The following is a 14899-nucleotide window of genomic DNA, read 5'->3' on the forward strand; positions in this document are numbered from 1 at the left end:
CTTTTATCAACAAGGTATGCGGGCAGCAACTCTTATACAGTCTATCTCGTAGACCTCTTTGTCACCCCCCCAGATCCGCAACATAACTTTTTCGGCGTTGCTGATCCGAAGTATGAAAACACAAACCCGATCCCCGACTTCTTTCTTGCCACTCGGATTTTCAGTGACTGAATTTGATTCAAAAGTGGCGGATCTGCCGGAAATGATACCGTTATTCAGCAACGCCGTCTACAGCGCGATCGCCCTTTTATCCATATCCGTCCATCGTGGCACGGGCGTCTCGCCTGTGCTTCCGAATCGGGTCAAAAAGAGCGATCGAACTTCCAAACAAATTATCCTTCATCCTCCGACTTTACAGGAGCACGCCCAGAAATTACAATAAATCCCACAGACTCAAGAGTCATGTGCGGGTGGCGAATTCCAGCTAAAACCGCTTGACTCAACAAACTTTCCGTACTGATTTCATCAGCCAAAACCGATTCTAAAGCTTGTTCGGATTTAGAAAGTCGATTCAAGCGCAATTGCAATTGATTTACCCGGTTTTCGAGTTGGATTGCAGCACTGACAGCGGAACTATTGCACATTTCCACAAAAGCCGATCGCCCGCGCAGCAATTCCTCCGATACCACCCGTCCCTTTTGACAAAAATCATCCCAATCTAGCGGATCGACAAAACTGTCAATCAGCGACGTGCGATTTTTTGACAAATTGTAATCCCGATTCGGCCCGCCTTTCCCCTTATAACCCCGCTGCAAAATCGCTAGAATTTCCCCATCTTCCACCAGAGAAATCTGCTCGCTGCGAGCATCTACAAACACAGTTTCAAAAGTTGGGATAAACAGAGCATCAGCGCGGCGCTGCAAAGCTTTCAAGTTGTAATTTTCGATGTTTTGTGCTTGCAAAACTTGCTCTGCCGGCTGCACATCAGTCTGGATTGAATAATTAAACTGAAAGCCGAACCACTCCTTCCCAGGCGCAGCATCCCAACTTTCATCATGCCGCCACATGGCAAAAGCTTGACCCCGATCGTCCCAGCGAATATAAGAGCCAAGTGCATCGATCAATCCCTCACCAATGCGGTAAAGAGCGACATCCGCATTCTGATAAGCAATACGGCGATTGTAACTGCCATATTGCTGGCAATAAGGAATCAATCTGGTTCTCAAATCGTTCGACGGAATCAACGTTTTTTGAGTAGGTTGATAGCGCAGCAACCCCGATACACTCGGATGTTCGATTTGTTTGAAGTGAAGAGCTTGACACAACCAACCTTCAGTAGCCCGCTGCATTTCTTTATGCTTAGCATCGCAGTTGTCGAGAGATTCAAAATACTGAGATGCACTGTCATCAAGAGTATCAATTTCATCGAGAACGTACTGTTCGTCAATTTTGATTTTCTCTTGTTCGATTTCAGTTTTAATCGCTTCAATTTCGCTGGATAAGCCCTTGCCTCCCTCAGCAAACAACTTTTCTTCAAGTTTGAAAAGTTTTTGCTCAGCATAAAACTGAAGGCTGGCAATAGATTTGTTGAAGATATCAAACCCATCTTTTAAAACTTGAAACCAAGCTTCGTGGGGACTCTCCGGCAAATCCGGGCCTGCAAACAAACAAAATTGCACTCCCATTTTGCTGCCAATGCGATCGACTCTGCCCAGTCTTTGTTCTAACTGGTTGGGAAACCACGGCAAATCGAAGTGAATTAACCAATCTGTCAATTGCAGGTTTACCCCTACTTCCGCCGATCGATCGCACACTAAGATAAAACAATGCGGCTCAGTCTTAAACCGCTTGAGACTAGCCTCAACATCATCAGCCGATTTGCTCGTGTCATGGCTGGCGATCGCATTTTTACCAAAGATTTTCGCTAAATTTTCCGCAATCTCTTTACAAGTTGCCGTAAAACTGGTAAAAATCACAATTTTCGGGAAACGCTCGCCTGGAATCGGTCGTTTAATTTGCTGTTGAATTCTCGACAGCAAATCGCGAGGATTGCTGTGATACTCGCGCGGCACCTTCAAAGCAACTGCCAAAAATCTGAGAATAGCGATTCTTAACAAACTCAGTCTGTCGGCACCTTCCTGGGGCTTTTCCAGCGTGTTGAGCAAGGTTTCCAGCATTTCCCTTTCTTCGAGAAACAGCGCAGTTTTGCTCAAAATCGCCGTGTCGTTTTGTCCAAATTCGCGATCGAGTTCTGGAGTCGATTTTTTCTGCAAGCGAGCTTTGACAACCCGTTCTAAAACATTCAGCCAAGTACCAGAAGCGCGGAAAAACAGCAGAAAAATTCTCTGATATTCGCTCGACTTGGGAGCGACTGTGCGCCATTTATCGAGTACGGTTTGAATTTCCGACCACTGTTCATCATTAAGATCGTACTCGGCTTTGGGGACAGCATCTCGGTCGAAAATCACATCCTCAACCGCATCCCGGCGGTTGCGAAGGATGCGACGATGCAGGCGGTAGGTATCGCTAACGTGAGTGCGAATAGTTCGGACAAGGCGGGCTTGTTCTGCGTTTTTTTCTGTTTTCAAACAACTTTCTAACTCTGTTGCTAATCCGATTAAATAATCATCTTTTGCAAAAAGAGTGCGGAGTTGAGCGAGTTTTGTTTGCAAAACAGCAGGCTTGGCATTTTCTCGGAAATCCAGCAAAGCGCGGCCGATTTCTTGACGGTTTTGCACCTGTTCTTTGAAGCTTTCCAGATCGTCTTGACGGTAAGTTGTGGGATCGAGCAAGTGCAGCATCGTTAGAAAATCTTGCTCGCTGCCGAGAACTGGCGTTGCAGATAATAACAATAAATTTTTGCTTTTGTGAGCGAGTTTCTGACAAAGTTCAAAGGACTGCTGCTGAGCGCGATCGCTCGAATTTGCCATTGCCGCCACATCATGCGCTTCATCAACAATCAGAAAATCCAGGTTAGCATTGCGGCTAATTTGATTGATTTCGCTAACAGCAACAAGCTGCACTCGGTCAGCAAAATGAGACAAATAGAATTTATTTTCCAACTCCTGCCGCCACTGTTCGAGCAAATATTTCGGAACCAGTACCACAGCGCGTCCGTTGGGTTCATCTAGCAGAAATTGGCGGAGAATTGTCCCGGCTTCTACTGTTTTTCCCAGTCCTGGTTCGTCGGCCAATAAATAGCGCACGATTGGGTCTTCTAGGACGCGCCGGACGACTTCAACTTGGTGCGGATAGAGGTCTATGTTAGCAGAAATTAAACCGGTCATGCCGCGGCTGACGGCCCGCTGTTCGATCGCAGATTGAACAAATGCCAATCGGCGATCGTGAAAATACGGCGTTTCTTGGCCTTTGACTGCTAAAATGTCGATCGGATCGGCGATCGGGATATTGCAGCGAACGTAAAGTTCGGTTTCGACAGCTTGCAAACTTTGGCTGTCGGGCAGGTCAATTTCGTACTCTAATTTATCTTCATCCCAGTCATAAACTCGCCCAATTATCCATCTTTCCTGAGTTGTACTCCAGAGGTAGCAGCGGGTTTGGCGCTGAAGTCTAGCTTCTTGCAGTAGACTTAAGAGCACAGTTTTGCGGATGCGGTTTTTAACTGAGCAAAAATATTCAACTACGGCATCGGTACGCGATACCTCGACAACTTTTCCGACTCCCAAATCGTTTCTGGGCGATCGAACTAACGAACCAACATCAATCATAGTTTTAGCCTGATAACATTTACTAGAATACAGCAAATCCTTTCACGTTTAAAAAATTAGCAAAAGGCGATTTTTGCATCCGTCACTTTTCTAGTCAAATGACAGTAAATCTAGTATTCTCAAAACAATAATTTTAGCATGGTAAATAACATTTTGGGAAGTTAATAAATCTGCTAGCAGCGAATAAGAATAAGTAATTACGAGGAAGGAAAAATAACGCCTGCATTTCCGGATTCCCATTTCGGATATTTCTGCATAACACTGCTATAAATTTCCGACTCTGTAAACCCTGCTAACCAAGCTTGTAACTGCGGCCAAGGCTGTTGGTTGAACCAATTTCGATCGGTATGAGCGAATTGACGAACAAAAGGTGCGATCGCCATATCGGCTAATGCTACATTGTTACCAAACAAATATTTAGTGGCGCTTAACTTTGCATTTAGTTTGTCCAGGAATAAAGAACCTTCATAGCGATGTACTTGAGCATCAACATCTGCATAACGATCGGGGTACTTATAACGGTCAAGATGATATTTAAACCTATCATCAAATACAGCGATTAGTTCCAGCATTTCTGCAACAGAACCTTGCTGTGGCATCAACCATTTTTCAGGATCGTGTTGTCTCAATCCCCACAACATGATATCGATACTTTGATCGAGTACGCGCCCGTCAACATCAATCAATATTGGTACCGTACCTTTGGCAGATACTTCCAACATCTCTGGTGGTTTGTCTCGCAAAACAACTTCCCGCAACTCACACACCCGATTGCTAACCATCAAGGCCAAGCGCGCGCGCATAGCATAGGGACAGCGGCGAAAGGAATACAAAATCGGATATGTTGCTGGCATATAATTAGTCGATCGCACGATCGGGTTTTTCGGGTCTCAAACCCGGTTTCTTTCTCTATTTCTCGTCGCCAAACAAGATTTTTCGCAGAAACCCGGTTTCTTGGTATATTTCTCGTCGCCAAACAAGATTTTTCGCAGAAACCCGGTTTCTTTGAGCTTAGTGAATAATCATATTAGTCGATCGCACCATCTACTTTTTCCTTCGCATCGTAGCGCGCGCCTATATGTACTTGGTTGCGACGCTTAGCAAGCTCAATCTGACGTTGACGTTCAGATAAGGCTTGTTTTTTGGTTTCAGTTTTTGAGTCATGACAATGAGGACAACTCACACCAAGTACAAATAATTCAGAAGCCTTATCTTCCTGACTAATCGGGTGACGACAACCGCGACAAAGTTCATAATTACCCGACTTTAACCCCTGACCAACTGAAACCCGTTCATCAAAGACAAAACATTCACCTTCCCAACGACTTTCTGCTTCCGGCACCGTTTCCAAATATTTTAAAATTCCGCCTTGGAGATGATAGACTTCATCAAAACCTTGACTGCGCAAAAAAGCAGTAGATTTTTCGCAGCGAATACCACCCGTGCAAAACATTGCCACCTTGGGTTTATTGCGTAAAGCAGTTTCCCGCAGCACCCATTCAGGTAATTCGGAAAAGCTTTTTGTTTTGGGATTAATAGCGCCTTCAAAAGTACCCATAGATACCTCGAAGTCGTTACGAACATCAACCACGACAACATCGGGATCGTCAAGCAGCTTATTCCACTCATCAGGCTTAACATATTTGCCAGCCATGAGGCGGGGATTAATGTCCGGTACTCCCATGGTGACGATTTCGCGCTTCAAGCGTATTTTCAAGCGATAAAAAGGTGCTTTTTCCGAGAAAGATTCCTTGTGCACTAGATCGGCAAAACGCGGGTCACTACGCAAGAATGCCAGCACTGCGTGTACGCCCTCGGACGAACCGGCAATAGTGCCATTGATGCCTTCTTGGGCCAGCAAGATAGTGCCTTTGACGTTGTTGTTGTTGCAACAATCGAGTAGCGGTGCTTTCAGCTCAGCAAAATCAGGTAGTTCAACGAACTTATATAAAGCAGCGGTTAAGAAATAAGCCATAGATTGAATTGATAGCACTAATTAATTTTCATAATTATATGAAAATTCAGTCAAAGCGGACGGTGGGACTCGAACCCACGACGTTCAGCATGGGAAGCTGACATTCTACCACTGAATTACGCCCGCGCTTAGTGTTTTTTACCTGCTTTCACCTTGTTTGATTTTTGAGGCGGATCGGTAAAAAACGACTAGAAAAACATTGTACAACTATTTTCTGATTTTGAGTATAACATTTTGACGGTCAATATTGGGCGGCAGCCGATCGCCCCTCCACCTAACAAAAAAAGCCCTGCACCAAAGGCAGGACTTAATCTAACTTAAATTTCTTAGTCTCTTAGAGAGGGACTTTGTTTGAGTCTTAAGCGGTTTCAACCGCCGATCGAGGGCGATCGTCGAGACTTTGCCGTTAGACGAAGCGCAAAGAGGTGCTGTCAATAGCCAGGAAAGAAACTGATTGGACGATCGCAATCAATTCCTCCGAGCTCCCAGTCTTCTTGAAAATAGCGGTACCAGCAGGCAACCCTGTCGGAGAAGCACCTAACTGGTAAGTGCTAGGAGCACCTTGAAGTTGGAGGATATCTTCACTCGGGTTGAAACCGACAATCAAAGCGTAGTCGCCTGCGCCAGTGCCGGTATCGACACCATCGTTGTAATACAACTTGGTGGCATCTCCCAGCAAGAAAGTATCATTGCCTTCAGCGCCAATCAGCGTATCGATTTCGCCTAGCCCTGGGTTAGCAGCAGTGCCGTCAACGCCACTCAGAATGTCGTTGCCTTCTTTGGCATAGAGGAAATCGTTGCCAGTACCGCCGAGCAAAGCATCATTATCTTTACCGCCGTAGAGGTTGTCGTTACCAGCGTCGCCGACTAAAGTATTGTTGCCTAGATCGCCGCTGATGGCATCGTTACCGTCGCCGCCATACAAAGCGTCGTCACCTTTTCCTCCTAACTCGGTATCGTTACCGTCGCCTCCAATCACGGTGTCATTGCCGTCGTTGCCAAATAGCAGATCGTTGCCGTCGTCGCCAAATAGCAGATCGTCACCTTTGCCTCCGAAGAATGTGTTGTTTTCGCTGTTGCCGATTAATGTGTCGTTGCCTTTGTTGCCGTAGACGGGACTGTTAGCGTCGATAGCAATAATCACGTCATTGCTGTTGCTGCCGATATTCCCTGACGCTGAGCCTGTCGGTGCGGGTGCGTTTGTGAGTGTCAGTGCGATCGGAAGTGCGATCGTTTGAGCCGGCGCGGGAGTGAAAACGGGTGTTGGTGTCGTAGCTGGTGTTGGTGTCGTAGCTGGTGTTGGTGTCGTAACTGGTGCTGTGACAGGTGTTGCCACAGGTGCTGTCACAGGTGTTGGTGTTGTGACAACAGGCGTTGGTGTTGTTACCGCAGGCGTTGGTGTTGTGACAACAGGCGTTGGTGTTGTTACCGCAGGCGTTGGTGTTGTTACCGCAGGCGTTGGTGCCTCTGGTAAATTGGCTGCGAGGATCGCGGTACCGGAGAGGTTGTTGATGGTTTCGATTAAGCCAGCACCTCCGACAGTGGGCGATGCACCGAAGAAGTCTAAAATCACCAAGTCATCAGCAGGGTTGGCGATTCCGTCTTTGTTGATGTCAACTACCAGACTGGTACCTTGCCGCCCCAGCCCCACAGTGTCCGCGGCCAAGGACAGGGACAGGTTTGTGCTGCCGCCGCCTACATTTATGCTCAGGTCATCGATACCCTCGGTATCCTGAATCTGAATAGCTTTGAGTGGTGAGAAGATTCCGTAGTTATCGTTAGCTGTACCGCCTCGCAGCACGTTGCCGGAATTTCCATACTGGGTAGTAAGAGTATCCTCACCCGTACCGCCTTCTAAGGTTTGATTATTGCCGTCTCCCCTGATGTAGTCATTGCCATCTCCCCCGATGAGAAGACCGTTGAGGGTGCTAAGCGAGAGCCTGTCATTTCCCGCACCGCCATTCAAAGTTGTAGAGTCGCCGCCGCCTCTGAGGGTGTCATCTCCATCGCCACCAGCCAGACTATCGCTGCCACTGACACCGAAAAGGTTATCCCCCAAAACGTCATTGCCTGCACCGCCATCGAGCGTGTCATTGCCGTCGCCGCCAAGGAGGGAGTCATTTCCTACACCCCCACTGACACTGTTGTTTCCTGTTCCACCAAGCAAAGTATCATTGCCATCTAACCCACTGATGGTGTCATTGCCATCAAGGCCTGAGATGTTGTCACTGCCAGGAGTGCCTGTAAGGTTATCGTTGCCTGCTGTGCCGATGAGTGCAGTGAGTCCGCCTGCTACGGTAGCCTCAGTGAGATTAGCAGCGAGGATTGCTGTACCGGAGAGGTTGTTGACGGTTTCGATTAAGCCAGCACCTCCGACAGTCGGCGATGCACCGAAAAAGTCTAAAACTACAACGTCATCGGCTGGCTTTGCTACCCCGTCTCCGTTAATGTCAATCAGCAGGCTCGTACCTTGTCGGGCAAATCCCACCTTTCCAGGCGACAAAGATAGAGAAACGTCTGTGCCCGCGAGCTGGAAATTCGCAACAAAGAGCTGATCTGTGCCACCGGTATCCTGAATCTGACTTGCTTTCCCCGCAGGGGCAGAATAGCGATCATTGCCCGTTCCCCCTCGCAGCACGTTGCCAGCATTCGCATACTGGGCATTGATCGTATCATCGCCAGCACCCCCATCTAAAGTGCTATTTGGGGAGCCATAAAAACCGCCATAAAGTAAGTCATTCCCATCGCCACCAAAGAGGCTATCGTTGCCGCTAACGCCTGGTGCGAGAGTATCATTGCCCGCACCGCCATCTAAGGTGTTACTGGAGCCAGAACCACTAAGAGAGTCATTGCCGTCTGCCCCAAAAAGGCTGTCGTTGCCTAATCCGCCCTTGAGAGTGTCATCTAAGGATGTACCGAGAAATATTGCCACGTTTTTTTCCTGCTTGCTATCAACAGGCAAGGGCGATTTTTACATCAGCACCAAGCCTTAATTAACTATCAGGTCTTTTTTCGCAAAATTATGCAAATTTCCCTAAAAAAAAAAATTAGGAAAATTTTGTTTTATTGGCAACCAAAAATGCTATGATTACCATCTCAAAACATCTGGCATTTAAAACCGATCCTACTACCCCTCAAAACCAAAGAAACCGGGTTTTTTCCCCGTTTCTGTGGGCTGTAACGCGTCTTCTCAGCAAAAAAACCCGGTTTCTGAGTTCCCATCCGTAAGTCCTATTTAATCCTAAATGAGGCAACAAATGCTAAATAGCGGCACAAATTCTCCCGTGCTAATTCTTACTGGAATGCACCGATCGGGAACTTCTCTCACTGCGGCATTCCTACAGAAAATAGGTCTTGACTTGGGAAATAATCTCCTGAAAGGCAACTATTGGAATCCCAAAGGTTACTTTGAAGACATTGATTTTGTAGAATTTCAACGAACAGTTTTGCAAACTTGCTCTCCGTCTGACGAAACAGGTTTTCCCGATTGGGGTTGGACAGAAAGCGAACGGCTAGACCTGCAAAAACTTAACACCAATATAGAGCCTGCGAAGCAATTAGTCAAATCTCGATCCAACCACTCAGAACTTTGGGGTTGGAAAGATCCGCGCACCAGTTTAATGTTAGATTTCTGGAATCAAATCATCCCGAATGCTCGCTATCTATTTGTCTACCGCTATCCTTGGGATGTCACTGATTCAATCTTGCGGTTGAACATCCCATTTTTCTCACAAAACCCAGAATCTTGCTTAAAGATATGGAAATTTTATAATAGCCACATTTTACAATTCTATAAACGGCATGACAATCAATGCCTACTCGTAAATTTGAATACCTTGCTAACATCTCCCGGCAAAGTGTTAGAATTATTAAAATCCAAGCTCAATCTGCCTCTGAAATTTCCAGATAACCAAGAATCAGATATCAAAAATACTTTGATGTCAGTTTATAACCCTCAACTGCTGAGCAGCTTGCAGCTCAACCATCCCCTAATTCAAGTGCTCAATCTGACATCGGGCGGATGTTTTCAAATGCTACATCAGCTAGATTTAGCAGCAGACTTGCCGAGTCCTTTTTCCAGATTATCCTTGCCGCGAAATGGCGGAACTCTAGAGCGTTTATCCCTCCGACTGCATCAGGAAACTATCAAAGTTCAGCTTAACCCAGAGTCGCCTCAATTTCTCACTTGGCTGTCCGGTTGTATCGATCGCTATCATAGCACATCCCATGAATCTGTCTTAACAGATTTGCGTCAAGCCCGGCAGAAACTAGCAGAATTTTGGCTGTCTGCACCACCTGATAAACTCCAAAATAGCTACTCTGGCATTGCGGGAAAAGCGCATAAAATGCTATTAGCAAGCGGCATGAGAGACGAGCCCCTGACTGATTCCGAACAGCGGGAAGTAGACAAGTTATCTCAATACGTGGCTAAAGGATTTGAAGCCCCAGAAGCCATCCAATATTTGCTAGCAGCGATGCTGTATCGGCGCGCCGATCGGTTGCCGTTGCAGTATGGCAGAACTGCTGTTCCCCAGTGGTTTTTTAATGATTTGCTGGAGTTTATGCTTTACTTCCCCAGTTATTTTCAAGAAGTTGGAGAAGTCGAGAACTATTGCAGCTATATGCAGCAATTAGTAGATTTAGTTCACAGTCGGGTTTTCGGCAATCCCAACTCCGAGATTTGGCAAAATCTGGCGCTGATCTTTGCAGACACCGTTAACTTTGTCCCCCTCTATTTTAGCACAAATAACTTAAAAGATGTCTATACCAAGCGCTCGGATATTCTCGAATTTATCCTGAAATCCAGGGGACATGAAATTGATTTCAGCTTTGACAAGCGCCCCGCTAACAGAGGCAAAATTCGCCTCGGCATTCTCAAAGCAAGTTTCGCGCCCATTTCAGAAACTTTTACGACTATCCCGGCTTTTGAGCATTTAGACAGAGAGAAATTTGAGATTATTTTATATGTTCTCAACGCGAGCGATCGCCCTTTGGATGTATACTGTCAAAGTCGGGCAGACAAACTGGTGAAGTTGCCGCAGGAATTGCACAGTCAAGTCGAGATAATTCGCGCCGATGACCTGGATATTTTGTTTGTAGGGTCGATCGTCACCAATGCCGCTCAAAACATCATTTTACTAGCTTTGCACCGCCTAGCGCGGTTGCAGACCACGTATTTTGCCTCTCCCGTCACTACAGGCATCCGCAACATCGATTACTACATTTCCGGCACTTTGACGGAACCTTTGCAAGAAGCGCAAGCACAATATCGCGAACGGTTAGTAATGTTAGATGGGACAGGATTTTGCTTCAATTATAGCATCCAAAAAGCAGAAGCAAGTATTAAGTTTGATAGAAAAAGCTTGGGGATTTCCGATCAAGCAGTTGTATTTATCTCCGGCGCTAATACATTCAAGATTATTCCCGAACTCAGGGAAACTTGGGCAAAGATTATCGCAACCCTGCCTACTTCAGTCCTGGTTTTATATCCCTTCGGCAATACCTGGTCTGGTGATTACGTCAAACAGCCGTTTATCAATAAAATGTCTGCTATTTTTGATAAATACAGTATCGATCGCACTCGTTTAATTTTATTAAATACCCTGGCGAACCGCGAAGATGTGAAAGCAGTGTTAAAACTGGCTGATGTCTATCTCGACTCTTATCCCTACGCAGGTGCAAATTCGACAGTCGATCCGTTAGAGGTGGGGTTGCCAACGGTGGTGATAGAGGGCAATAATTTGCGTTCCAGACAAGGGGCGGCAATTCTGCGAGACATCCAATTGTTTGATTTAATTGCTGACAGCGAAGAGGCTTATATTAACTTGAGTATCGCACTCGGAACTAATGCCCAATTGCGAAAGCAAAAGCGCGAAAAAATTGAGCAAAAAATGCAGCAAAAACCGAGGTTTATGGATAGTCGCGCTTATTCGGTAGCTTTGGGAGAGGTATTTGAAAAAATGCTAATAGTCAATGGGCTTTAGATCCTTCTGCGGTTGAAACCGGGTCAACCGCAGGGGGATTCCCCCTACTATACTTACTACAATTGATTTCGATCGCCCAATTATCTACAACCGAATCGATCGCCCTTCCCCTCTTTTCTTCCCCCGCATCAGATTAAAAATCCAGATTTGCAAACCGTCCATATAAGTAAAAACCACCGGAATCACCACCAGAGTCAGCAGCGTAGAAGTCATCAAACCGCCAATTACCGCCATTGCCATCGGGCTGCGAGTTTGCGAACCAGCGCCAATTCCCAGAGCAATTGGCACCATCCCAGCGATCATCGCGATCGTCGTCATCAAAATCGGCCGCAACCGCGCCACCCCCGAATCCAGCGTCGCCTCGTACATCGGTTTGCCTTCCTGCTGATTCATAATCGCGTAATCCACCAGCAAAATCGAATTTTTCGTCACAATTCCCATCAGCAAAACCACGCCAATCAAAGCGTACAGCCCCAAAGACTTTTGTCCCACCAGCAGTCCCAGCAGCGCCCCACCCAGAGACAAAGGCAAGGCGGCCATAATTGTCACCGGATGCAGGAAATTGGCAAACAGCAGCACCAACACAGCATAAATAAACAGTACCGCCGTTCCCAGAGCCCCCGCAAAACCGCTAAACACATCCTGCATCACCTTCGCATCACCCGAAGATTCCTGTTCCACGCCGGGGGGCAAAGGATTCATTGCAGGCAGTTTCTTCACCGCCACTGAAGCTTCTCCCAAAGTCGTACCCTGCAACAAATTCCCCTCTACAGATACTTGACGGGCTCTGTCGTAGCGATCGATCTGAGAAGGCCCGCTGCCCAAACCAATATCCGCCACCGCCCTCAACGGCACCAAAGTATTATTTTTCGCCGGTACTTGCAGATTCTTAATTGTTTCGATATCGCTGCGAAACTGCGGAGCCAACATTACATGAATCGGAATTTGTCTGTCCGGCAAATCAAATTTAGCAAGATTCGAGTCAATATCTCCAATCGTTGCCAGAGATGCAGTTCGAGCAATTTGCTGCACCGATACACCCTGATCCGCCGCCCGATTCGGGTCAGGTTTAACCAAAATTTCTGGCTTTACCAAACTCGCGCTAGACTGTACCTCAATCAGTCCCGGAACTTGCCTCATTTGTAGCGTGAGAGCTTCAGCAGTTTTAGTTAAAGCTTCGGCATTTTCGCTTTTTAGAACGATCGACATTTGCTTCCTACCGCCGACACGCCCTTGAGCAAAACTCAACCGCACACCGGGAACATCGCGAAGTTTCGGCCGCATTTCCTCTTCAAATCGCTGTTGTCCGATCCGCTTGTCGGCGGGTTTCAATTTCACGTAAAGACTGGCTGTATTCACCCCGCTAGCGCCGCCGCTGCCGCCTCCCGCACCCCCGGAAACTGTCGGAGCACCTTCAGTCTCCAAAACGCTATCTACGGCTGGATGAGCGAGCAATAATTGAGTTGCTTGCTGCACTGCTGAATCTGTCTGCTGTAAAGTCGAGCCCGGAGGCAATTCAATAGAGACAGTCGAAAGTCCGGTATCATCGCGATCGATAAACCCAGTCGGAATGTAAGGTATTAATTGAACGCTGCCGAAAAACAAAGCTACACTTAAAATTAAGACGATCGCCCGATGCTTCAGCGCCCAAGTCAAAAGCCTGCGGTACTGATAAGAAAGTTGGTCTTTTTTGAGTTCCTGATGGTGTCCTTTCTCCTTAAACAAATAAGCCGCCATCATCGGAGTAACGGTTCGGGCTACTAACAGCGAAAATAACACCGACGCCGAAACCGTCACCCCAAAAGGCCGAAAAAACTGACCGGGAATTCCCGGCATAAAAGCCACAGGCGCAAATACTGCAACAATCGTCATCGTAGTAGCAACAACAGCCAAACCAATTTCAGCCGAAGCATCCAAAGAAGCTTGATAGGGAGTTTTCCCCATCCCGACGTGACGTTCGATATTCTCAATTTCGACGATCGCATCATCTACTAATATTCCCACCACCAGCGACAGCGCCAACAAAGTCATACTGTTGAGGGTGTAGCCCAAAAGCCGGAGCACAGCAAAAGTAGGAATTGCCGACAGCGGTAAGGCAACAGAAGCAATTAAAGTTGCGCGCCAATCCCGCAAAAAGATTAAAATAGTTATTACCGCTAAAGCCGCTCCCAAAATTAAAGCATCTACAGAAGCTTCATAAGAATCTCGAATGTGGTCGGCTAAAGTATAAATAAGTTCCAGCTTGACATCAGGCGGCAAAGTTTTTTCCAGTTTTTTAACAGTTTCCCGCACCGCTTCTTCTACTGTTACCAGAGTGCTGCCGGTACTGCGGAGGATGGAAAAAGCCACTACAGGTTTGTTGTTGAGCCGTGCCGCCTGACGCGCTTCTGCATAGCCTTCACCAACTTCTCCCAAAGTCGAAAGCGGCACAAAACCGCCTTTAGGCAAGGTAATTTGATAAGTTTTCAACTGTTCGATTGTTTTGGCACTGCCGAGGGTGCGGACTGTTTGCTCGGAATTGCCAATTTCAGTTCTGCCGCCCGGTAAATTGATGTTAAAATTGCGAATTTGGTCGTTAACTTGAGTAGCTGTAATGCCGAGACTTTGCAGTTGTTCGGGGTTTAAATCGACTCGAATATCCCTGTCTCTGCCTCCGATTCGCTGCACTTGAGCGACACCTTTGACGGAGAGGAGGACGCGGCTGATGTTTTGGTCGATTAATTCGCTTAACTGTTCTACGGTTTGGCGATCGGAAACAACCGCGTAAGACATAATTGAACTGCCGGCAAATTCGACTCGCTTGACAACCGGGTCGTTAATGTCTTGGGGCAAGCTTTGGCGGATTTGGGCGATCGCGTTGCGGACATCGTTAGTAGCGCGATCGCTATTTGTTCCCAATAAAAAGTTAACTGTTGTATTAGAAGAACCATCATTAACTGTAGAGATAATGTGGTCGATATTGCCCAAACCAGCCACAGCATCTTCTACTTTTTTCGTAACTTGAGATTCAAGTTCTGCTGGATCTGCCCCCGGTTGGCTGACGGATATCGAAACTGAAGGCACATCAATATTCGGTGAATCATCAATGCCTAAAAGCGGAAATGATAGTAAACCCCCGATTGTCAGAACTAAGAATAAAACAATCGTGGGTACTGGCTGTTTTATCGACCAAGCCGAAATGTTGAAAGACATAATTTAGAATTGGGAACTCGTACTGAGCTTAGTCGAAGTATGAGGAATTGGTTATCTGCGTTCGTCGGCGTTTATCTGCT

Annotated in this window: 7 protein-coding genes and 1 tRNA gene; 2 read left to right on the top strand and 6 right to left on the bottom strand. The window is 46.8% G+C overall.

The genetic code is table 11. The features are described 5' to 3' along the window. The first annotated feature begins 163 nt into the window (after positions 1-163). On the top strand, positions 164-382 hold the full coding sequence (locus QUA54_RS08545; RefSeq protein ID WP_333414162.1) for a hypothetical protein: 219 nt from the start codon (positions 164-166) through the stop codon (positions 380-382). On the opposite strand, the gene dpdE is transcribed toward QUA54_RS08545, so the two are convergent. The 5 genes from dpdE to QUA54_RS08570 all read right to left on the bottom strand — a co-directional run bounded on the left by dpdE (position 333) and on the right by QUA54_RS08570 (position 8575). Further along, on the bottom strand, positions 333-3668 hold the full coding sequence (gene dpdE, locus QUA54_RS08550) for a protein DpdE (protein ID WP_333414163.1): 3336 nt from the start codon (positions 3666-3668) through the stop codon (positions 333-335). The two genes, QUA54_RS08545 and dpdE, sit on opposite strands and share 50 nt — an antisense overlap. A 197-nt stretch (positions 3669-3865) precedes the next feature. Beyond that, the gene (locus QUA54_RS08555; protein WP_333414164.1) at positions 3866-4522 is read right to left on the bottom strand and encodes a glutathione S-transferase; all 657 of its coding nucleotides are present in this window, start codon (positions 4520-4522) and stop codon (positions 3866-3868) included. A gap of 173 nt (positions 4523-4695) precedes the next feature. Then, complete coding sequence (trhO, locus tag QUA54_RS08560) at positions 4696-5643, bottom strand: oxygen-dependent tRNA uridine(34) hydroxylase TrhO (protein WP_333414165.1); 948 nt, start codon at positions 5641-5643, stop codon at positions 4696-4698. Between the two features lie 54 nt (positions 5644-5697). Then, positions 5698-5769, bottom strand: a tRNA-Gly gene (locus tag QUA54_RS08565). Between the two features lie 280 nt (positions 5770-6049). Continuing rightward, entirely contained in the window at positions 6050-8575 is a 2526-nt protein-coding gene (locus QUA54_RS08570) for a calcium-binding protein (RefSeq protein WP_333414166.1), read from the bottom strand. A gap of 325 nt (positions 8576-8900) precedes the next feature. Here QUA54_RS08570 and QUA54_RS08575 point away from each other — a divergent pair, with 325 nt between their 5' ends. After that, positions 8901-11627: an O-linked N-acetylglucosamine transferase family protein gene (locus tag QUA54_RS08575; protein ID WP_333414167.1), complete on the top strand. Its 2727-nt coding sequence runs from the start codon at positions 8901-8903 to the stop codon at positions 11625-11627. 84 nt (positions 11628-11711) lie between these two features. Here QUA54_RS08575 and QUA54_RS08580 read toward each other — a convergent pair whose 3' ends face one another. Continuing rightward, positions 11712-14819, bottom strand: a complete 3108-nt coding sequence (locus QUA54_RS08580; RefSeq protein ID WP_333414168.1) for an efflux RND transporter permease subunit — start codon at positions 14817-14819, stop codon at positions 11712-11714. Between the last annotated feature and the right edge of the window lie 80 nt (positions 14820-14899).

The sequence above is a fragment of the Microcoleus sp. MOSTC5 genome, assembly GCF_036701825.1.
GTDB lineage: Bacteria > Cyanobacteriota > Cyanobacteriia > Cyanobacteriales > Microcoleaceae > Microcoleus > Microcoleus asticus.

Excerpts from the sequence above, each read along its gene's own strand:
- dpdE (WP_333414163.1), bottom strand. The coding sequence starts at position 3,668 with ATGATTGATGTTGGTTCGTTAGTTCGATCGCCCAGAAACGATTTGGGA.
- QUA54_RS08555 (WP_333414164.1), bottom strand. The coding sequence starts at position 4,522 with ATGCCAGCAACATATCCGATTTTGTATTCCTTTCGCCGCTGTCCCTAT.
- trhO (WP_333414165.1), bottom strand. The coding sequence starts at position 5,643 with ATGGCTTATTTCTTAACCGCTGCTTTATATAAGTTCGTTGAACTACCT.
- QUA54_RS08575 (WP_333414167.1), top strand. The coding sequence starts at position 8,901 with ATGCTAAATAGCGGCACAAATTCTCCCGTGCTAATTCTTACTGGAATG.
- QUA54_RS08580 (WP_333414168.1), bottom strand. The coding sequence starts at position 14,819 with ATGTCTTTCAACATTTCGGCTTGGTCGATAAAACAGCCAGTACCCACG.